Origin of the sequence: Micromonospora sp. WMMD1082 (assembly GCF_029626175.1) — a bacterium.
Lineage (GTDB): Bacteria > Actinomycetota > Actinomycetes > Mycobacteriales > Micromonosporaceae > Micromonospora.
In genome coordinates, this window is sequence record NZ_JARUBM010000002.1 from 1481320 (window position 1) to 1500144 (window position 18825).

21 protein-coding genes are annotated in these 18825 nt (G+C 72.3%); 8 read left to right on the forward strand and 13 right to left on the reverse strand.

Annotated elements, in window-relative coordinates:
* The 8 genes from O7615_RS06990 to O7615_RS07025 all read left to right on the forward strand — a co-directional run bounded on the left by O7615_RS06990 (window position 1) and on the right by O7615_RS07025 (window position 6851).
* Window positions 1-825 (forward strand): type II secretion system F family protein, encoded by an 825-nt coding sequence (locus O7615_RS06990; RefSeq protein WP_278176516.1) that lies wholly within the window; start codon window positions 1-3, stop codon window positions 823-825.
* Window positions 822-1727 carry a type II secretion system F family protein gene (locus tag O7615_RS06995; protein ID WP_278176517.1) on the forward strand — a complete coding sequence of 302 codons (906 nt, stop codon included), beginning with the start codon at window positions 822-824 and terminating at the stop codon, window positions 1725-1727. Before O7615_RS06990 ends, O7615_RS06995 begins: the two co-directional genes overlap by 4 nt.
* A gap of 170 nt (window positions 1728-1897) precedes the next feature.
* Entirely contained in the window at window positions 1898-2116 is a 219-nt protein-coding gene (locus O7615_RS07000; RefSeq protein ID WP_278176518.1) for a hypothetical protein, read from the forward strand.
* 8 nt (window positions 2117-2124) lie between these two features.
* Window positions 2125-2508, forward strand: coding sequence for a TadE family protein (locus O7615_RS07005; protein WP_278176519.1), 384 nt, complete (start codon window positions 2125-2127; stop codon window positions 2506-2508).
* Window positions 2505-2927 carry a TadE family protein gene (locus O7615_RS07010; protein ID WP_278176520.1) on the forward strand — a complete coding sequence of 141 codons (423 nt, stop codon included), beginning with the start codon at window positions 2505-2507 and terminating at the stop codon, window positions 2925-2927. The genes O7615_RS07005 and O7615_RS07010 overlap by 4 nt, the downstream gene beginning before the upstream one ends.
* A 44-nt stretch (window positions 2928-2971) precedes the next feature.
* Entirely contained in the window at window positions 2972-3343 is a 372-nt protein-coding gene (locus O7615_RS07015) for a hypothetical protein (RefSeq protein WP_278176521.1), read from the forward strand.
* Window positions 3344-3360: 17 nt separating this feature from the next.
* On the forward strand, window positions 3361-6126 hold the full coding sequence (locus tag O7615_RS07020; protein ID WP_278176522.1) for a LysM peptidoglycan-binding domain-containing protein: 2766 nt from the start codon (window positions 3361-3363) through the stop codon (window positions 6124-6126).
* A complete protein-coding gene (locus O7615_RS07025; RefSeq protein ID WP_278176524.1) occupies window positions 6123-6851 on the forward strand; it encodes a prepilin peptidase in 729 nt (242 codons plus the stop codon). Before O7615_RS07020 ends, O7615_RS07025 begins: the two co-directional genes overlap by 4 nt.
* Before the next feature lie 110 nt (window positions 6852-6961).
* On the opposite strand, the gene O7615_RS07030 is transcribed toward O7615_RS07025, so the two are convergent.
* The 13 genes from O7615_RS07030 to O7615_RS07090 form a co-directional block, all read right to left on the reverse strand.
* Window positions 6962-7855 carry a nucleoside 2-deoxyribosyltransferase domain-containing protein gene (locus O7615_RS07030; RefSeq protein ID WP_278176526.1) on the reverse strand — a complete coding sequence of 298 codons (894 nt, stop codon included), beginning with the start codon at window positions 7853-7855 and terminating at the stop codon, window positions 6962-6964.
* Window positions 7856-8049: 194 nt separating this feature from the next.
* On the reverse strand, window positions 8050-8964 hold the full coding sequence (locus O7615_RS07035; RefSeq protein ID WP_278176528.1) for a phosphotransferase: 915 nt from the start codon (window positions 8962-8964) through the stop codon (window positions 8050-8052).
* Complete coding sequence (locus tag O7615_RS07040) at window positions 8957-10267, reverse strand: hypothetical protein (protein ID WP_278176529.1); 1311 nt, start codon at window positions 10265-10267, stop codon at window positions 8957-8959. The genes O7615_RS07035 and O7615_RS07040 overlap by 8 nt, the downstream gene beginning before the upstream one ends.
* A 338-nt stretch (window positions 10268-10605) precedes the next feature.
* Window positions 10606-10839: a hypothetical protein gene (locus tag O7615_RS07045; protein WP_278176530.1), complete on the reverse strand. Its 234-nt coding sequence runs from the start codon at window positions 10837-10839 to the stop codon at window positions 10606-10608.
* Window positions 10836-11024, reverse strand: a complete 189-nt coding sequence (locus tag O7615_RS07050; protein ID WP_278176532.1) for a hypothetical protein — start codon at window positions 11022-11024, stop codon at window positions 10836-10838. Before O7615_RS07050 ends, O7615_RS07045 begins: the two co-directional genes overlap by 4 nt.
* A 97-nt stretch (window positions 11025-11121) precedes the next feature.
* A complete protein-coding gene (locus O7615_RS07055; RefSeq protein ID WP_278176533.1) occupies window positions 11122-11574 on the reverse strand; it encodes a hypothetical protein in 453 nt (150 codons plus the stop codon).
* Window positions 11544-12242, reverse strand: coding sequence for a hypothetical protein (locus O7615_RS07060; RefSeq protein WP_278176534.1), 699 nt, complete (start codon window positions 12240-12242; stop codon window positions 11544-11546). Before O7615_RS07060 ends, O7615_RS07055 begins: the two co-directional genes overlap by 31 nt.
* Before the next feature lie 128 nt (window positions 12243-12370).
* A complete protein-coding gene (locus O7615_RS07065) occupies window positions 12371-13912 on the reverse strand; it encodes an ATP-binding protein (protein ID WP_278176535.1) in 1542 nt (513 codons plus the stop codon).
* 201 nt (window positions 13913-14113) lie between these two features.
* Complete coding sequence (locus O7615_RS07070) at window positions 14114-14437, reverse strand: hypothetical protein (protein ID WP_278176536.1); 324 nt, start codon at window positions 14435-14437, stop codon at window positions 14114-14116.
* Window positions 14438-14870: 433 nt separating this feature from the next.
* Entirely contained in the window at window positions 14871-15938 is a 1068-nt protein-coding gene (locus O7615_RS07075) for a M23 family metallopeptidase (RefSeq protein ID WP_278176537.1), read from the reverse strand.
* 98 nt (window positions 15939-16036) lie between these two features.
* Window positions 16037-17071 carry a MarR family transcriptional regulator gene (locus O7615_RS07080; protein WP_278176538.1) on the reverse strand — a complete coding sequence of 345 codons (1035 nt, stop codon included), beginning with the start codon at window positions 17069-17071 and terminating at the stop codon, window positions 16037-16039.
* Between the two features lie 83 nt (window positions 17072-17154).
* Complete coding sequence (locus tag O7615_RS07085) at window positions 17155-17820, reverse strand: sigma-70 family RNA polymerase sigma factor (RefSeq protein ID WP_278176539.1); 666 nt, start codon at window positions 17818-17820, stop codon at window positions 17155-17157.
* 148 nt (window positions 17821-17968) lie between these two features.
* Entirely contained in the window at window positions 17969-18712 is a 744-nt protein-coding gene (locus O7615_RS07090; RefSeq protein ID WP_278176540.1) for a hypothetical protein, read from the reverse strand.
* Window positions 18713-18825 lie beyond the last annotated feature (113 nt).

Genomic DNA, 18825 nt, shown 5'->3' on the forward strand with positions numbered 1-18825 from the left:
ATGGTCGCTGTCGTCGCGCTTCTCGGCGCCGGGTTCGCCCTCAGCGTGTTCGGTGTCGTCGCGGGCCTGCGCAAGCGGGCCGTGCAGCCCAGCGGGCTGCGCCGCCCGGTGCTCACGAGGGAGATGCTGATCCGGGCCGCCATTGCGGTGCTCATCGCGGCGGCCGTCGGGCTGTGGACCCGCTGGCCGGTCGGGGCGCTGCTGGCCGGCATCGCCGCCTACGCCCTGCCGACCGCGCTGGGCTCGGACCGGCATCAGAAGCAGGCGCTGGCCCGTACCGAGGCGGTCGCGGCGTGGGCGGAGATGCTGCGTGACAACCTGTCTGCCGCGGCCGGGCTGGAGCAGACCATCCTCGTCACCGCCCCGTTCGCGCCACCGGCCATCCACGACGACATAGCCGACCTGGCCGCCTCGCTGCGGCTGGGCACCCGCCTTCCGGTGGCGTTGACCGAGCTACGCGGACGGATGGACGACCCCACCGGACGCCTGGTGGTGCGGGCACTGTTGCAGGCCAGCCAACGCCAGTCGAGGCAACTGGCCGAGCTGCTGTCGGAGATGGCCCGCCGGGCACGTGAGCGGGCCAACCTGCGGCTGCGTATCGCTCCTGGCCACGCGCGGATTCGCACCAACGCCCGCATCATCGTCACCTTCACCCTCGCGATGGCCGCCGGGCTGACGTTGTTCAACCGCAAGTTCCTCGCCCCGTACGACGACCTGATGGGGCAGCTCGTCCTGGTCGTGGTCGGGCTGATCTTCGCCGCCGGGTTCGTAGGCATCTCGCGGCTGGCCCGCGTCGGCCTAGACGCATCGAGGAGGCCGTCATGACCGGGCCGCTGCTGCTCGGTGCCGGGTTCGGTGCCGGTTTCGCGTTGCTGGTCGGCTGGCTGCTGCCGGCACGCCTGAGCCTGGCGCAGGCGTTCGCCGCGCTGCACCCGCCCGCGCCGACCGTGACGCCGGTGCCGCTGCTGCTGCCGCCGGAGCCGGGCGGTTGGATCGCCGGGCTCGGCAAGCCGGCGGTGCCGCTGCTGGCCCGCGCCGGCCTGCCGCGTACGGCGACCATCGGTGATCTGGCCATCTGCGGACGCGACCCGGCCCGCCACCTCGCCGAGCAGGCCGCCATGGCGCTGTGCGGCTTCCTGGCCGTGCCGGCGCTGGCGGGCATCCTCTACCTCGGTGGGATCACCGTCGGCTGGCAGACGCCGTTGTGGGCGGCGCTGGTCGGTGCCGCGCTCGGCCTGTTCGTTCCCGACCTCGCCCTGGCCTCCGAGGCGGCCAAGCGGCGCAAGGAACTGCGCGACGCGACCGCCAGCATGCTGGACATGGTCGTCATCTCCTTGGCCGGCGGCGCCGGGGTCGATCAGGCCCTGCGCGATGCCACCGACGAGCCCACCGACTGGGCGCAACGCGCCCTGCGGCAGGCGGTCGAGGCGGCGCACCTGACCCGCGTCCCGCCGTGGCAGACCATCGGCGGGCTCGGCGACACCACCGGCGTGTCCACCCTGTCCGAACTGGCCGCCGCGCTGTCTCTCGCGGGTAGTGAAGGCGCTCGCATCAAAGCGACCCTGACCGCCCGGTCGGCCGCGCTGTCCGCGCACCAGCTCGCCGAGGCCGAATCCGCCGCCACTTCGGCCACCGAACGCATGGTCCTGCCGGTGGTGGGGCTGCTCGGCGGGTTCCTCATCTTTATCGGCTATCCCGCGTTCGCCACGGTTCTCGAAGCGCTCTAGGTCATCGAATCCCATGACTCGCAGTCGTTACGTCGAAGGAGCCCCGACATGACTGAAGACCGCATCATCTGGCCCGTGCTCGCTGTGGTCTTCATCATCGCTGCGCTGACCTGACCCGAACGAACTCACGGCAGTACCGACAAAGTCACTTTCGGAGGAGGCGTCACACTATGACGTACCTGGCCCTGTCTTACCTGTTCACTCACATCCGCGCCGCCCGGCAGCGGCTGGTGCGCGTCTACCGCGATGACGGCTATTCCACCGAGACCATCCTGGTGGCCTCGCTGCTGGTCGTCCTCGCCATCGCAGTGCTCGCCATCCTGGCAACAGCCGTGACCAACAAGGCTAACGACATCGATCTCGATGCCCCCGCCCCTGCGGCGCCATGATTTGCAGGTTGCGGGACGGCGGCGGCGATCGTGGCTCGGCCACGGTCGAGGTGACCCTCGCGATGCCGCTGCTCGGTCTGCTGTTGCTGCTCATCGTGCAGTTCGCGTTCTGGGCACACGCCACCCACGTCGCGCAGGCCGCCGCGAACCAGGGCGTGCAGACCGCCCGCGCGTACGGCTCCACCGCTGATGCGGGTGTCGATGACACCAACGCCATCCTGGATCAGACGGCCGGGTCGATCCTCGCCGACCGCAGCGTGAGCGCGAACAACACGGCGACGACCTCGACGGTGACGGTGACCGGCAAGGCCGCCGCCGTGGTGCCGGGATTGTCGCTGCCGATCACGGTCAGCGTGACCGCACCGCGCGAGAAGGTGCCGGGGATGCCATGACCCCCGAGCGTGCCCGCGGGATGGTGTCGGACCGAGGATCGGTGTCGGCGGAGATGGTCGTGCTCGCCACCCCGTTCATGATCCTGGTTGCGGTGTTCCTCATCTTCTGCGGCCGGGCCGCCTCCGCCGTCATCGACGTCGAGTCGGCAGCGGCGGCAGCGGCCCGCGCGGCGGCCGACGCGCCCACGCCCGGCGCCGCCGTCACGGCCGCGCAGGACGCGGTCGCCGCGACCACTGCCGGCAGCGTGTGGACCTGCACCACCAGCACGAACACCGCGCAGCACCATCGCGGCGGGCAGGTCTCCGTGACGGTGACCTGCGTGGTGCCGATGTCCGACCTCGGCCTGCCGGTCGGCGCCAGCAAGACCGTGCATGGCACGGCGACGGAACCGATCGCGACCTACAAGGCGGACATATGAGGTACAGGCGGTGGAGCAGGCGACTGGATCGTGATGCCGGGTCGGTGTCCGGCTACACCGTCATCACCAGCCTGGCCGGGCTGGCGTTCGCCGCGCTCGTCCTCGACGCCGGCCTGGCCATCGCCACGAAGGTCGACGCGGTGTCGATCGCGCAGTCATCGGCCCGTGCCGGTGCCCGGGAACTCGACGTGCTGTACCTGCGGGAGACCGGCGTGATCCGTCTCGACCCGGTCAAGGCCCAGGACACCGCCGAACAGTGGGTGGCCAACTCCGGGCTGTCCGGCACCGTCACCGTGGCCGGCAACACCGTCACCGTCTCGGTCACCACCGCGCAGCAAACCCAACTGCTGCAAATGGTCGGCATCACCTCCATCCCGATCGCCGCGCAGGCGACCGCCACCGCCGTGGAACCGTAGAAGGGAGGCGGGTATCGATGTTCGGCGCCATCCGCCGCCTCGCCGTACGCGCCGTCGCCGCCGCACTGCTGGCGGCGGCCGTCGCCGGGCTGCCCGCCGCCCTCGTCGCCTTCATCGGCTGGCCGCTGCCGTCCAAGGTGCCGACCGGTGACCAGCTCTCCGCGTGGATCACCAGTCCGGTCACCGACGCCGTCATCCTCAACGCCCTCGCGGTCGCCGCGTGGCTGCTGTGGGCGGCGTTCCTGCACGCCATCGCGGCCGAGGCCCGCGCCGCCTGGCGCGGCCTGCCCACCCGGGCCACCACCCGCCGCACCGCGAACCCGCTCCGGCTGGCCGCCGCCACGTTGATCACCGCGCTGACGTTGGGCACCCTGTTCGGTGGCGCCGCAGCCGCCGCGAGTCCCACCCCCGCCCAGGCCCGGCCCGCGACCGTCCAGGTTGTGAAGGCCGCCCCGCCGGTGCTGGTACAGCAAGGCCCGGCCACCATCCACGTCGGCGACAAGACCTACACCTACGTCGTCGAACGCCGCGACACCCTGTCGAAAATCTCCAAGGAGTGGCTCGGCGAGGCCAACCGGTGGCCGGAGATCTGCGAGCTGAACTGGCACCGCCACTTCCCGAAAGTCGGCGGCACCCTGCGCGACTGCAACCTCATCTACCCCGGCTGGGACCTGCGGCTACCCGCCGACGCGAAACCTCCCGCGAACGCGACGCCAGCGCCGACCACGCCGCCGCAGACCGGCGAGCCGAACCCAGAACCCGCCCCCACGCAGGAGTCGACCCCGGCACCGTCGACCAGCGCCAGCACGGCACCCACCCAGGACCCGGACGGCGTGGTCGAACCCCCGTCGGCCACACCGTCCGCCACCCCCTCGGCCACCACCGCCGCGCCGGGTGCCGTCCCGACGCCGGCCACCAGCTCGGCGCCGGTCACACCGAGCCAGTCCGCCCCGGCCTCACCCACGACGGCGACCCCCACCACGACGGCGAGCCCGGCCGACGACGCGCAGGACGGCCGCCCGTCCGCCGACGAGGACGGCGTCCGCCTGCCCGGCGGCAGCTTCGTCCCGTGGACCTTGGCCGCCGCGATCGTCGCCGCCGCCGCCATGGTGTGGCTGCAACGCCGCCGCCGCTTCGTCCCCGGCGAAATGGCCGAGGACGACGAAACCCCGGAACTGCCCCCACCCGTCGCCGAGCTGCACCGCCAGGTCACCCGCAACCCCGACCTGCCCGTCCCGAGCGACCTGGCCGAACGCGCCGCCGCCGTACCCGCCCTGCCGCTGCTGCCGCCCGGCGGCGTCGGCCTCGTCGGCGACGGCGCGCACGCCGCCGCCCGCGCCGCACTCGTCTCCAGCCTCGCCTCCGGCGGCCCCCGCGACCCGGACCGGCGCGGCGAGGTCGTCATCGACGGCACCACCCTGACCACGTTGATCGGCGCCGACGCCGCCGCTCTCGGCCCCTGGCCGCGCCTGCACGTGGCCGACGACATCGACCACGCCCTGTCCCTGCTGGACGCGCGGCTGCTGCACCGAGCCCGGGTCCTGGACGAACACAGCCTCACCGACGTGGACTCCCTACGCGAAAGCGCACCTGACGAGGAAGCGTTGCCGCCGGTGCTGCTGATCTGCGAAACACCCCCGGCGGGGGCGCGGATGCGCGCCCGGGTCAGCTTCGGCCTCGGCAACGGCCTGGACGTGTCCGCGCTGCTGCTCGGCGAATGGCCGCACGGGTCCACCATCACCGTCAGCAGCGACGGGCACACCAGCGTCGCTGATGGGCCGGCGGTGAAGGCGATCGGCGAACGCGTCGCCGTGCTCGACACCGCCGAGGCCGTGGCGATCCTGACCACCCTGCGCGAGGCCCACACTGGCGAACCACCCAACCCGGTCCTCCGACCGCCCGCCGCGCCGCGGCCCGCCGCACCGGCCGCCGAGCCCGACCCGGTTCCGCCCGCCACGAACGAACCGGCTGACCAGACGGCACCGGCGGAGCATCCGCTCGACGCGCCACCGCCCGCCGTGGACGGCAAACCGCGTGTCAAGGTGCACCTACGAGTGCTCGGCACGCCGGAAGTGGAGGACATCACCCTGCCCGGACGGGACCTGCGCGGCAGGGCCGCCGAGCTGGCCGTCTTCCTCGCCTGCCACCCCGATGGCGCGGACACCGAAACCATCGCCGAATACCTCGTACCCGACGTGCGGCGCCGCCAGGCCAAACAGTTGGTGCACACCAACGCCTCCAACCTGCGCCACGTCTTCGGCCGCGCCGGTGGACCCATCACCGGCGGGTACGTGCTCAAACGCGGCGCGTCCGCCCGCTACCGACTCGACCCCGCCACCGTGCGGGTCGACCTGTGGCAGTTGCGGGACCTGCTCACCCGCGCCCAGCTCGCCTCCGCCCCGGCCCGCGCCGAGCTGCTGCGCGAAGCCTGCGACCTGTACACCGCACCGCTCGCGGAGGGCTGCGACTACGAATGGGTCGACCCGCACCGGGAGAAGGCCCGCCAGTCGGGCACCGAAGCCCACCTGCTGCTCGCTGACGACGTGCTCGAATCCGACCCACAGGCCGCGTCCGACCTGCTCGACAAGGCCATCGGCCTGGACCGCTACAACGAGGAGCTGTACCGCAAGGCCATGCACGCCCGCCACGCCCTGCGCGACGCCGACGGCATCCGCGCTCTGCTCCGCGCGCTGGCCAAGGCCCTCGCCGACCTGGACGCCGAACCTGCCGAGGCCACCACCGACCTCGCCGCCAAGCTCCGCGCCAGCCTGGAGCAGCGGTGAGCACCCCGACAGCGACCCGGCACCGGCCGCGCCAGCTCGCATATGCCCTTGCCGTCACGCCGCTGCTGCGCTGGCTGATCGCCCACCACAGCGTGCCCGCCGGGCAGCCGTGGCGCACCCGATGCCAGGTATGCGCCACCTCGTTGTGGCCCGCCGGGTGTGCCCCTTCGGGTCGGTGCCACACCTGCCGGACCCGCCTCGGCGCACCGCCGTACATGCTGGAGCTCGCGGCACTCGCCGCGACCGGGCTGCTGATCTTCTCCGGGATGCACGGCTGGGAACTGGCCGCCTACCTCTGGTGGACCGCCGGCCTGCTTGTCCTGGCGTTCGTCGACGCCGCCGTGCTGCGCCTGCCGCACCGGCTGACGGCCACGACCACCGCCGGCACCGTCGTACTGCTCGCCTTCGCCGACAACCCGCACACGTCGTGGTGGACCGCCACGATCGGCGCGGCAGTGCTGGCCGCCTACTACGCCGTCATCCACCTCGCCTCACGCGGCGACCTTGGTCTCGGGGATGTGGCCGTAGCCGTCCCGATTGGCATCGCCCTCGGCTGGCTCGACTGGCGTCTGATCGTCGCGGCGACGGTGCTCGGACACGTCGCCGCCGTCGCATCGCTGCCTCTTCGCCGACGCGCGGACCAGCGACACACGCCAATACCCATGGGCACCTACCTGATCGCCGCGTCGATCACCACCGTCGCCGTCGCCGCCGCGATCCGCTGATCGCGGGGCTTGACGCCGACCCGCACCGTTGACCACGGGTTCGACCGGACGAACGCCGCTGTGGACAGCGGCGCACCATCCGCGCGCACGCGGAACCCCGTTTTGTTAGCTCAGTAGGAGCCGAGCGCGTGCACGATGTCCATCAACTCGGCCCAGCCCAGGGGATCGGCCGGATCGGCGCGGAGCCGGTCGAGACCGGCGTGGATGCGCACCAACAAACAGGGGTCCAGTCCCTTGTCCACCGCACAGGTGGCTTCGATGGCCAGTTCGTTCATCGCCATCGGCAGGCCGGGCGTCCCTTCCCGCATGGCGGCGATCTTGAGTTGGAGGGCGAGGGCGCTGATCCCTGGGTCGCCGTTGTGGTAGGGCAGGCGCAGCGGCGGTTTGGCTTCCTTGCGGATCAGATCGACAGCGCAGGCGATCGTGCCGGCGAGGTTCTCCTGCACGGCTTGTTCGGTCAAGGAGTGGCCGACCAGCGCCCGCACCGCCAGGGCCTGCGGGTACTCCGGTGATATGCCGACCGCCAGCGGTACCGGATTGGCGATCTGGGTGCCGAGTTCCACCAGCGCTGACGGGTCCGCGTCGGACCCTTCGAACCAGAACATCGCCATGTCGCAGCGCCACAGGTGGCGTCGCTGCCAGGCGACCTGGACGAGCACCTCATCATCGGAGCTGGTCGGCTGTTCCCGACGCGGGTTGGTGATGACCACCGGATGGGCGATCAGCGCCGTGACAGCCTCAGCCTGCCAGTTGCGGTCCGGGGAGATCGTGCCGCCTAGATACAGCACCGAGAGCCCGCCGGGGGTGTCGAGGCTCTCCGGCGGCTGCACCACACGGGTGTCGGTGCCCAGCAGCGGGTCCTCGGCGATCTGGAGCCGGTCCGCCTGCTCGGGCAGGGACGTGCCGACGTACCGCATCGCGCTGTGGGCGTCCGCGAGAGTCTCGGCCACCGCGATGAGCTGCGGCGACTGGGCCGAGTCGAGATAGTTGATGCGATATGCCATGTGCCGTCCCCCGGGCTTGTCGCGGCCGTGGTCATGTGGTGTGCGGGTCAGCCGAGGCCGATGCGGACGCCCACCACCTACGGTCCGCCAAGGTTCGTGCTGGCGCAACGCCGGATCTGGGCGTGAGCTGGGAGCCGGCTCGAAGCCCCGGGTCGGTACGCGAGCGGCCTGCGTCGTCGACCCTCGAATCGTGGTCAGGTTGCCGCCCATCGGACGGACCGGTCACCGTTGCGCAGCGAGGCGATCCTGATGCCTAGTTGTGCGAGGGCTGCGGGTTTGCGGGTTCCGGTGCGGATGTACGCGGCGAGGGAGTGCAGGTCGCGGATGTCGCGCAGGGCCTGGTAGTCGGGCCAGGTGGCGATGTCGTAGCCGTACGCGGTGGTGAAGGCGAGCCGTTCGTTATCGGGGTCTCCGAAGCGGCTGCCGGGTGCGCCGACGAGGACCACGTCCAACTCGCGCGGGCCGAGGCAGGCGCCTTCCCAGTCGGTGAGCAGGTAGCCGTACCGGCTGGCCGGGTCGCTCACCAGGTTGCCGGGGTGGGCGTCGTTGTGGATCAGTCCCGACCCGAGCGGGAACCGCATGCTGGCGTACCGGGCGGACAGGTGCTCGATACGGCGGTGTAGGAACGCGGTGTCGTCGCGGTCGAGGACCGGTTCGGGGCGGGCCGCGTCGAGGCGCAGCGCCGCGCGCAGCCGGGCGAGGGGGTCCGCGGTGGGCAAGGCGAGCGGTGGTACGGGCAGCAGGTGCAGCTCGCGCAGGAGCCGCCCGAGGGCGGTGTTGACCTCCACCGGGGAGCCTGGCGCACGAGCGGCAACCTCGTGCCAGGCGGTGGCGACGAAACCGTTCGTCTCGATCGGGTTGTCGGCGGCTGGGCGGATCGTTGGGAAGTCCCGCGTCGCCAGCCACCTGGTGAGGCTGACCGCGCGGTGGGCTCGCGCGACGGCTTCCTCGGTCGTGGGGACCAGCCGAATCACGACGTGATCGGCTGGGAGCAGCAGGGTGGCCGCGTCGTGCAGCCGCAGCGTCCGGGCCTGGTCGGCGTTGAGCCCGAGCCGTGCGGCGACCGTACGCGCGGCGGCGGCGACCGGGGCGGGTAGCGGTTCAGGCATCGGCGAGGACGGCGTCGATGCGGTGCTGGAACTGCGCCACCGCCGCGACGGCGGTGTGCGGGACGGTCAGCGCCTTCAGCGCGCGGAGCCGGTCCAGGGCGCGAGGTGAGGTGAGCGTGCCGGCACCGCCCAACGCCTGGTCGCCCACTGCGACGCCTTGCTCCAGGTCGTCGCCGCGTTGGAAGAAGGTGCCGGACAGGGCGATCAGGTTGAGGGTGCGGCTGCGGGCGTAGGCGCTGTCGCGGCCGGCGACCGCCTGCCGCAGCAGGTGCTCGGCCTCGTCGGCGACCTCGGGCACCCGGTGGGCGAGCACGTGGTAGGAGTGGCCGCGCAACGCGGCCAGCTCGGCGGCGTCGAGGTGGGACAGCCAGGGCGGCGCCGGCTCACCGTCGGCGTTGGCGAAGTGCTCCTGCGCTCGACCCAAGGCGCGGTGGCAGGGTTGCAGCTTGCCGGTGGCGGCGAAGCACCAGCCTTCGTAGGCGGCGATCTCGGCCAGGGCCAGTTCGGAGACGTGGTGGCCGGGGTCGACGGTGGTCGCGTAGGACAACCGGACCAGCCGCAGCGCCTCGTCTGTGCGGCCCAGGTGCAGGGCTTGGTGGGCGAGCTGCCGCAAGGTGGTACCGACCAGGTCGACGTTGTCGGCTTCGCTGGCGGCGTCTAGGCCGACCGTCCACAGCGCCCGCGCCTGCGGGTGGTGGTTCACGTCGTAGGACAGGAACGCCGCGACTCCGGCCAGGTCCGCCAGCGCGGTGAGCAGCCGGTTCTTGACAGTCTCGGAGGAGCACACCGATCGGGAGGCGGTCGCGGCGACCCATTGGAGCTGCGCGATGACGGCGGCGCGGGACAGGCCGCCGCCCCACCGGTTGTCCCAGTCGCGGAACGCGCTCGTGGTCGCTTCGATCCGGGCGACGTCCGCCGCGCCGATCCGGCGGGGCACGTCCATGCTCACCGGCGGGATCAGGTTCATGATCCGTGTGTGCAGCGGCACCGTCACGGTGCCCCGCACGACGATCTCCGTGACGGCCGGCAGCAGGTCGCTCAGGTCACCGGGCGTTCGCGTCAGCGGGATGTCGGCCTCGACCTGCGGGTGCTCGGAGGGCTGCTGGCCGGGGTAGAACCCGAGGTCGGCGGGGCTGGCCGCGCCGAGGACCGCCTGGAACGCGTCCCGGTACGGGCCGGTCGGCCAGCGGTGCTCACCACGTTCGAGCTTGCCCACGTAGGTGTCGTCGATTACGGTCCGGTGGTTCTTGCGGTTCGCCGCGAGCCACGTGTTGACCGCGTCGGCCAGCTCCTGACGCGACATCGGCATCCCTGACCCGGACGGCGAGACCCGCCGACGCCGAGCCTGCCGCAGCAGGGTATTCGGCGACTGGTCTCGACGCCGAGACATCAGCGGCACCTCCCACCCGCGTCCGGAACAGGCCGACGATCACCGCGAGCCCGCTGCCGGTACCAGTGCCGGTCCGGACATTCCCTATGATGCCGCTCACGCGTCCACGGATCGTAGTCGAGGCCACTACCGGGGGGACAACGCCAGCGCGGTCCGCCAGAAATGCGAAAAGAGCCGGGCTTTGCGGCCGGCGGGCCGCAGAGATGGTGCCGGGCATCCCACGCGGGGATGCCCGGCACCGATAGTGGCGGTCAGAATCGGTACATGCGGCCGGCGCCACGCTCCAGCGTCCACCGGTGATAGTCGCGGTGGCCAGTGGCGTCGAAGTGGGCGGCGTGCCAGTCGTCGGCGTCGTTGGGCACCTTGTCCTGCATGGGGTCGCGGGCGACCGGTGATTTCTCGCCGCAGCGGCATGTGACCTGGATGAACCGGATCACCCGCTCGTCCGGGTCGATCGGCTCGGTCAGCGCGATGTCGGCGATCACCGCTGTGCCGCCGCGGTGGCGTTGCCGGTGGCCTCGCCGTCGTCGCAGGGCGCGGCGACGGTGTGTTCCGGCTGCGTGTACAGCCGGATCAGGGTGTCGACCACTTCGCCTCGGGTCTGGTTCCAGCGGGTGGCGTATTCGGTGAGCACGGCGTACGCCTCGTCACTCACCTCGATGAATGGCATCGGATGGGTCTCCTTTGGTCGTGTCGGTACCGTCGGGACGGGCGGTGTCGTGGGTGGTGCCCGGGGTCGGCAGGCACCCGGAGGGGTTGCCACTGGTTCACGCCTGCGCGGTGTGGAAGTCAGCGCGGCGATGCCGCCGGTACCGCGGTTCGGTCTCCCACCGGGAGTTGCGCAGGCAGGTCAGGCAGGCGCCGCGCTCCGTGGCGGTGGCCACCCGCTCGGCCCAGAGCGCCGCCCGCTGCTGCTGGTAGCGCTGCTGCGCGGCGGCCTGCGCCTCGGCATCTCGTTGCCGCTGCTCACGTTCGGCCGCCTGGCGGGCTCTGCGGTCCTGCTCGGCGCGCACCTGGTCGGCGGTGGCGTACTTCGACGCCCAGCACGCCGGGTTGTCACAGTGCTGCGACTGTTCCGCCTCGGGCGGGTTCGCGGCCCCGCACCACGGACAGTTGAACCAGCCACCCTCAAACCACCTCGTGATCTCGCGGGTCTCTCCCGTCGCGATCCGCATGAACCGGGCCTCGGTCACGACCGCGTCCCGGTGTGGCAGGAACACGGGCACGGCGTAGGAGCCTTGGCGCGGGGGCCGGGCTTGCTTTGCCCGGGGCACAGGTCGCACCAGCGGCGGTGACACGCGACCGTGATTCCGGGCGGGCTGATCTCGGGAACCGTGTCGATGGCCAGCCCCACCGCACCGCCGGTGTCGGCGAACCAGTAGGTCTGCCACAGCTCGGCCCAGCGGATCTCGACGGCGACCAGGCCCACGTTGACCAGCAGGTCCGGGTCGATGCCCGGCGCGGTGAGCCAGTCCGGGGAGGGTCCGGTCGTGGTGTCGTGGTCGTGGGTGCAGCGCCACGAAGGACAGGAGCAGTCCAGCGCGGTGAAGAACTCGCCGGCCGTGTAGCCGACGCGTGCGGTCTTGGTGGCGGAGCTGCCGAACCCGGCGAGGATTTGGTTGAGCAGCAGCCCGGGTGACATCGGCAGTTCCGGCTTGCCGTGCATCCGCTCCCAGTGCGTGGTGGCCATGAGCGCGCGGACCGCCGTACGGCGTGCGGGGGTGCCGGTGTAGCGGATGCCGGCGGGAGTCCAGTCGCGGTGCCCGCCCGGGATCGGGTGCTGCAGGTAGTAGGTGGCTTCGTCGTCGTCGGACGGGCACAGCTCGCCGTGGCCTGGGGTTTGCCGGCAGACGAGGCAGGGTGGAATCGCTTTCGGTGGCCTGGTCATGGAAGGGGTCAGCGTCCTTTCGTGGCGGTGTGGCTTCGCCGCCTGCGAGGGCGGCGAAGCCACAGCGGAGATGCACCACCGCCCGCCCGGGTATTGCAGCGGGGCGGGGTGGCTGGAGGGGCGGGTCGTCAGGGCTGCCGGTCGACGTGCAAGTCGATGGCGGTGGTGACGTCGTCGAGGTCGGTACGGTCCGCGCCGCGCAGGTCGCACAGCGTCCAGGCGACGCGCAGGATGCGGTCATGGCCGTCGTCGGAGACGGTGCCCACCCGCCGCAGGTGCAGCAGCGGGTTGATGTCGCAGGTGGGCAGCGCGCACACGCCGGTGCGCAGGATCTCGCCGGGGACCTCGGCGTTGACGCGGTAGCCGAGCGCGGCCCAACGGTCTGCGGCGTGCTCACGGGCGGAGCCGACCCGGGCGGCGACCACGGCCGAGGACTCGCCGGCCGCCGCGTCGTCCGGGCTCACCGCGTCTTTCGGGTTCATCGCGTCGAGGTGCAGGCGGATGTCGGTGCGCCGCCACAGGTCCGCCATCCGGGCCAGGCAGCGGCGACGGTCCAAGTCCGTACAGGTGCACAGGTCGGCGCCGTTCGGGCGGGCGCACGGGCACGGCTGTGCGGCGAGAACCAGTTGGAACCGGGCAGGGTAGGTCACGGCGCGGCGGGCTCCGGCGAGCATCACCTGTCCGGTATCGAGCGGGTGGCGCAGCGCCACCAGTGCCCGGTTGCCGAACTCCGGGGCGTTGTCCAGGTGGAGCACGCCGTGATGGGCCAGGCTCACCGCCCCCGGGTACGGGGCGCGTGGCCCGCCGCCGAGCAGCGCCGGAAGCGACGCGGTGTGGTGCGGCGCCCGAAACGGTGGCCTGCGCACCAGCCCACCGCCGGGCGGGGTCACCCCGGCGGCCGAACGCAGCGCGGCCACCTCCAACGCGGCGGCGTCGTCGAGGTCCGGCAGCAGCGAGGGCAGGGATTGCGCGATGAGGGTCTTGCCGGCTCCGGGCGGCCCGACCAGGCCGAGGTGGTGACCGCCGGCCGCGGCGACCTCCAGTACCCACCGGGCCTTCGTCATAACGGCGGGCACGTGGACCAGATCGCCGACGTACCCGTCACCGGTGCCGGGCCGCTCGCCGGTGGCGGGCTTCGGCGTCGGCGGGTGCTGGCCGGTGCTGGCCCACTGGGCAAGTTGCTGGAGGGTGGCGACGGCGACGACGGTGATGCCGGGCACGAGGCGGGCCTCGGCGGCGTTGGCCGCTGGGACGACGACCGTGCGCATGCCGAGGTCGGCGGCGGCGGTCACCATCGGCAGCACGCCGCGCACCGGGCGGACGGCGCCGTCGAGGCCGATCTCGCCGATGAGCGCCGCCGCGTCCAGCACGGCCGGTGGGAACAGCCCAGCGGTGGACAGGATGACCGCCGCCATGGCCAGATCGGTGCTGGAGCCGGGTGCCGGGTCGTCGGACGGTGGCAGGGTGACGGTCACCCGATGTCCGGGGAGGCAGAGCCCGGCGTTGACGATGCCAGCTCGTACCCGGTCGCGGGCCTCTTCCATGCTGCGCCCGTCCGGGCCGAGGATGACGATGCCGCCGGGCTGGCCGGCGGCGGGTTCGGCCTGCACCGGCACGAGGCGGCCGGTGATGCCGGTCAGGCTGACTGAGGTGGCCGTGGCGTAGCTCATGACGCGTGCCCCCGTCGAGCCCGCCGGTTGGCGGTGGTGGCGTGGTGCGGTGTGGCCATGGGTTGGGTGCTCCTTCACGAACAGGCGCCTCGCCGCACAACCAGCGGCGAGGCGCACAGGGATGGGGATTGACCCCGCCTTCCGCGAGATCGCCCGCGCGGCGCGCGGGCGGGGCAGGGCGGGGAAACCTGACTCGGGTGGTCAGGTCGTCGGTGGGCGGACGCTGACGATGCCGTGCACGCCCGCGATGAGGTGGAACGCGGTGACCAGGTGCCGGCGGGCGTCGTCGCCCAGCTCGGCGGCGCGCTCGAACGCCTCACCAGTGCCGGGCTCGTCCTCGTCCACCGCCGGGAGCGCCGTCTCCAGCAGGGTTACGGTGATCGCGGCGGTTGCGGCGGCGAGGTCGACCAACTCGCGGGTCGAGGGTGCGCCGTCGCTGGTCGCCAAGCGGCGTAGGTCGGTGGCGACGGCGTCGGCGCGGTCGGCCACGGTGGGCAACGGGGTGAGGTCGGGCGTGACGGTCATGATCGCTCCCCGGACAGGTGACAGGCGTGCCGCCGTTGTGGTGCGGCGGCTGGCATCGCCGCTCCATCCGCCCCGCTTGTCAAGGCCGGCGGAGGACCGCATCCCCGACCAGCCACCGGCCGAGCAGCAGCGGCCGGTACGCCCACCGCGCAGCGGGTTACCCTGAGAGCGGCGAAGGACGCTGCCGGTCGTCGCCAGCGGCGGCCCGCCCGTTCCGCTTGCACGACGGTGCGCGCGCCGACCGCGCGACACGACGGCTGATCGGCGGGCACACCGCCGGTGACGTGCCCGCCGAGCGCGGCCGGGAAGGCTACAGCCTCTGGCAGCGGTACTGGGCGGCGCTGTTGAACATTCGGCTGCCCGTGCGCCACCCGCGTAGGCAGCGCTGAGGAGTCCCTACAGGACGTGCCGACAGCGACGGCGATCACCGTCGTCAGGGTTGGCCGAGCGCCGCCCCGTGAGCGCGCATCCAGCCCTCCGGGTCCACCGGCCCGCCGTTGACATGAACCTCATAGTGCAGGTGAGGGCCGCTGGAGTGGCCGGTGGAACCGACCTCGCCGATCGGCTGCCCGGCGATCACCGGATCACCGACCTTCACGTACGGCTCGGTATGCATGTGGCAGTACCGCGTGGTGATCCCTCCCGGGTGCCCGATGTCCACGTACCAGCCGCAACCCTTCGTGAGATCGGGGTCCCCGTCGCGGCCACAGCCCCACTCGCCGCCGGTGCGGCTGTCGATGGCGTTGCACCGCACCCGCTGCACGGTGCCGGAGGCGGCGGCCACGATGGTGGTGTGCCGCCGGGCGCCGAGGTCGACCCCGTCGTGGCCGGGCCGTTCGCTGGTACGGAACCCGGACACGACCAGCGCACGCACCGGCTGCGTCCAGCCCTGGGCGGAGACCTCGCTGCACGGGTTGATCCCGACGGTGGACAGGCCGAGCGCCGCACCGACGTGGCTGACCAGGCGTATCGCCTCGGCGGTGTGCTTGGCGTACGCGTCCGGGTACGCCGAACGCTGCACTTTCTGGGCTGCCTCGGTGAGCGGCATCTGTTGCCAGCCCTCGATCGTGACGAGCTTGTCGAAGAACTTGCCCGCCTGGTAGGCCGGATCGCGAAGCTGCTGCGGGGTGCCCCACCCCTGCGACGGCCGTTGCTGGAACAGGCCGATCGAGTCGTCCGCGCCGCCGGACAGGTTCCGCAACGTCGACTCCTGCATGGCGGTCGCGGTGGCCACCACCCATCCCCACGGCGGCACGGCTTTGCTGTTGCCGACGGTGAGGATGATGGCCACGTTGCCGAGCTGCTCGGCATCCCAGCCCTCGACCGGCGGTATCGGTCCGCCCGGCGCGGCCGGTCTGGACGATGCCGGTGCGGTCGTCGCCGATGCCGCTGTGGTGGGGATGCAGGTCGTGCCGCCGCCGAAGATGGCGGCGCCGCCGAGCAGCGGGATGGCGATGATGGCGGCGAGGATCGCGACGATGAGGCTGATGAGCTTGCGCATGGCGGCGCCTCCTTCCGGGGCGTGAAGCGGAAAAAGGCCGGTGGGCCGCCCTCACGGGGCGGCCCACCGACCTTGGGTGAACTGGTGGCGCGGTGCAGCTATCCGGCGTTGTCCGGCTGCTGCTCGGTGCTGCCGTCCGGCTGCCCGGCCTCCTGCTGGCTCGCCGCGTCGTCGCTGCCGGTCTCGCCGTTGGTGTCGGTCTCGCCGTTGGTGTCGGTGGCGGCGTCGGGCTGCGCGGTGTCGATGAGCTTGTAGCGCTCGGGGTCGTCACCGATCAGTTCGGCCTTGCCCTCCTTGGCGAACTTGCGCATCGCGTTGGTCATCGCGCCGGGGCTGCGGCCGGGGATGTGGATGGCCAGGCGGCCACCGGTCCAGCCGACGATGCCCGCGAAGGCGGGCAGCGGCTGCTCCCGCATCACCTTGGCGACCATGTCCTCCAACTCGCCGGGGCGCAGCTTCGGCAGGCCGTTGGACAGGATGATCGGCTCGCCGGGCTCGCCGCGCCGGGCCTGCGGCATGTCCTTGCGGCACTTGCCGCAGTAGGCGGGGGTCTTCTGCCAGCAGCACTCGCATATCTTCGGCATCTGGGCCTGGCAGCCGCGGCACAGCTTCGGCGGTTCCGCCTCGGCCGGCTTCTGCTCGCCGTCCTGCTCGGCGTCCCCGTCCGATGTGACCTCGCCGTCGGCTGGTGCGTCGGTGGCCGGGCCGGCGTCCGTGGAGCTGTCGTCGGTGACCGGCTTGTCGGTGACCGGCTGCGGGTCCTGCGGCTGCTGCGGCGAGTCGCCCGACGGTGCCGGGTCGGTCGCCTGGTCCGGTGTCGTGGCGTCGGCCTCGGCCGGGCCGGCGACCTCGGTGTCCGGCTCGGTGCCATCGCCGTCGTCGGTCGCCTCGGGCTGGGTGGTCTCGTCGGCGGCGGGTGCCGGGTCGGCGAGCTGCCAGCGGGCCGGGGCGCCGTCGGCGGGGTCGCCGCCGTCGTCGACCTTGACGATCAGGTCGGCCTTGGCCAGGACGTTGATGGCCTTGTCGGTGGTCGAGCGGCTCAGGCTGGTGCGCTCGGCGAGTTCGTGCACGTTGCCGGGGCCGGTCTTCAGCGCGTCGAGCGTTCGCTGCGCGCTGGGTGTGAGCTTGTCCATTGCGGACAGTTCCCTTCTTGGGTTGATGGATAGGGCAAAGCCCGACCCCGGGTTCGAGGTCGGGCTCGTCTATGGGTGCCGCCTTATCGGGCGGCGGTGGCGCCGGCCTGCGCGGTCTGCCGTTCGGCGACCGGCACGGGGGCTTCGGCGGCTGGGGTGAACTGGTGGTGCAGCCGGCGCAGGGCGGCGCGTTCGAGATGCCGGACCGCGTTGACGGTTCGGCCCATCGCCTTCGCGGTGGCGTCGCGGGGGTAGCCGTCGATGTGCCGGAGTTGGATGGCTTGGCGCTGGCCTGGGGTGAGCCGGGCCAGCGCGTGCACGAACGTCATCCGCGTTACGGCCTCGGACACAGTCGGCGTGGTCGAACCGATGAGGTCGGGGACCGGGTTGGTCTGCTGGTCTTCGCCGACGGTGTATGCCGCGCGGATGTAGCGCCGGTTCGACCAGCCGTGCCGAGTCACCGCACGGGCCGCGAGCCGCAGCATGGAGCCGATCGGGTCGTCGCCGATGAGGGTCGGCTCGGCCAGCGCGAAGCAGTACGCGTCGTGGACGAGGTCCCCAACGGCGTCGCGGTCGCGGTCGCGCATGCGCACCGCGACGTAACGCGTCACGGCGTCCAGGGTGAGCTGGTACAGCTCCGCGAACGCGGCCCGGTCGCCGCAGCGGGTCCGTTCGACGAGGCCGGCATCGAAGGTGGCGCCGCGTCGGCGGCGGTCGATCACTGTGGGCCGGTGCGGTGGTGTGGCCATGGCAGAGGGACTCCCTTCAGCGGTGGGCAATCCCGGGCATGGCCGTGCGGCCACGCCCGGGGGTGCGCGCGGTGGCGCGGGTTGGCCGGGCGTCGGCCGTGGTTCAGCGATGCATCAGCGGTCTGGGGTGATCGAGCGGTGCCACTGGTCAGGCGACCAGCGCGGCCTGCTCGGCGGCGGTGAGTTCGGCCGGCGTGCGGCCGTGCCATTGCTCGGAGTCTCGTAGCGCCCACCAGCGCAGCAGGGCTCGGCAGGCGGCGGCCTCGGTGTCGGCCGGCGGCAGCGGGTAGACCAGGTGCGGGCAGGTGGCCCGGTGCTCGGGGTGGGTGAAGGCGGTGGCCTGCCAGCCGGCGCTGCCGTGCCAGATGCCGCCGACGAGGACGCCGTAGGTGGACAGGCCGTGTACCTCGGCGGCGACCTGGTCCGGTGCGACGAACCAGCCGAGTCCGGTCTCGTCGGAGCTGAGCGCGACCATGCCCTTGCTCGGGTCGTACGGCTGGACCAGCAGGTGCCGTGCGCGAGGGTCGCGGGTGGTGTGCCGGTACCGGCGCCACATCCCGTACAGCTTCAGCAGCGTCTCGCGTTGGGTGTCGAAGCGTTCCAGTTGCTGCACGAGGCGGACCGTGTCGCTGTCCAGCGAGTGCGGGTAGATGGTGGCCAGGTCGGTGATGGTGCTGGTGTGCCGACGGCACAGCTCGCCGACGTGGGCCAGTAGGCGGGTCAGCAGGTCGGTGGTGGTGTTGAAGTCGTGTGCGGCGCGGTGCAGCTCGACCGCGATGTGGGCGATCGGGTCGCCGTGGTCGGTGTCGCCGGTGTCGTGGCGCCACAGGGGTTCGGTCAGGGCGTCGTTGGTGGCGACCGCGATAGCGGTCAGCGCGGGGTCGTATGGCACGGTGTGGGGTCTCCTCACGGGCGTTCGGGCCGCCCCGACGGGCGGCCGAAATGGGCCACCCGGCATGGGCCGGGGCGTATCGCCGCTCCATCCGCACGCCTGGTCAAGGCGCG

What these genes read in the sequence shown, in the direction of transcription:
- O7615_RS06990 (WP_278176516.1), top strand. Translation starts at nt 1, where the DNA reads ATGGTCGCTGTCGTCGCGCTTCTCGGCGCCGGGTTCGCCCTCAGCGTG.
- O7615_RS06995 (WP_278176517.1), top strand. Translation starts at nt 822, where the DNA reads ATGACCGGGCCGCTGCTGCTCGGTGCCGGGTTCGGTGCCGGTTTCGCG.
- O7615_RS07000 (WP_278176518.1), top strand. Translation starts at nt 1,898, where the DNA reads ATGACGTACCTGGCCCTGTCTTACCTGTTCACTCACATCCGCGCCGCC.
- O7615_RS07010 (WP_278176520.1), top strand. Translation starts at nt 2,505, where the DNA reads ATGACCCCCGAGCGTGCCCGCGGGATGGTGTCGGACCGAGGATCGGTG.
- O7615_RS07020 (WP_278176522.1), top strand. Translation starts at nt 3,361, where the DNA reads ATGTTCGGCGCCATCCGCCGCCTCGCCGTACGCGCCGTCGCCGCCGCA.
- O7615_RS07030 (WP_278176526.1), bottom strand. Translation starts at nt 7,855, where the DNA reads ATGGCATATCGCATCAACTATCTCGACTCGGCCCAGTCGCCGCAGCTC.
- O7615_RS07035 (WP_278176528.1), bottom strand. Translation starts at nt 8,964, where the DNA reads ATGCCTGAACCGCTACCCGCCCCGGTCGCCGCCGCCGCGCGTACGGTC.
- O7615_RS07040 (WP_278176529.1), bottom strand. Translation starts at nt 10,267, where the DNA reads ATGTCGCGTCAGGAGCTGGCCGACGCGGTCAACACGTGGCTCGCGGCG.
- O7615_RS07050 (WP_278176532.1), bottom strand. Translation starts at nt 11,024, where the DNA reads ATGCCATTCATCGAGGTGAGTGACGAGGCGTACGCCGTGCTCACCGAA.
- O7615_RS07060 (WP_278176534.1), bottom strand. Translation starts at nt 12,242, where the DNA reads ATGACCAGGCCACCGAAAGCGATTCCACCCTGCCTCGTCTGCCGGCAA.
- O7615_RS07065 (WP_278176535.1), bottom strand. Translation starts at nt 13,912, where the DNA reads ATGAGCTACGCCACGGCCACCTCAGTCAGCCTGACCGGCATCACCGGC.
- O7615_RS07070 (WP_278176536.1), bottom strand. Translation starts at nt 14,437, where the DNA reads ATGACCGTCACGCCCGACCTCACCCCGTTGCCCACCGTGGCCGACCGC.
- O7615_RS07075 (WP_278176537.1), bottom strand. Translation starts at nt 15,938, where the DNA reads ATGCGCAAGCTCATCAGCCTCATCGTCGCGATCCTCGCCGCCATCATC.
- O7615_RS07080 (WP_278176538.1), bottom strand. Translation starts at nt 17,071, where the DNA reads ATGGACAAGCTCACACCCAGCGCGCAGCGAACGCTCGACGCGCTGAAG.
- O7615_RS07085 (WP_278176539.1), bottom strand. Translation starts at nt 17,820, where the DNA reads ATGGCCACACCACCGCACCGGCCCACAGTGATCGACCGCCGCCGACGC.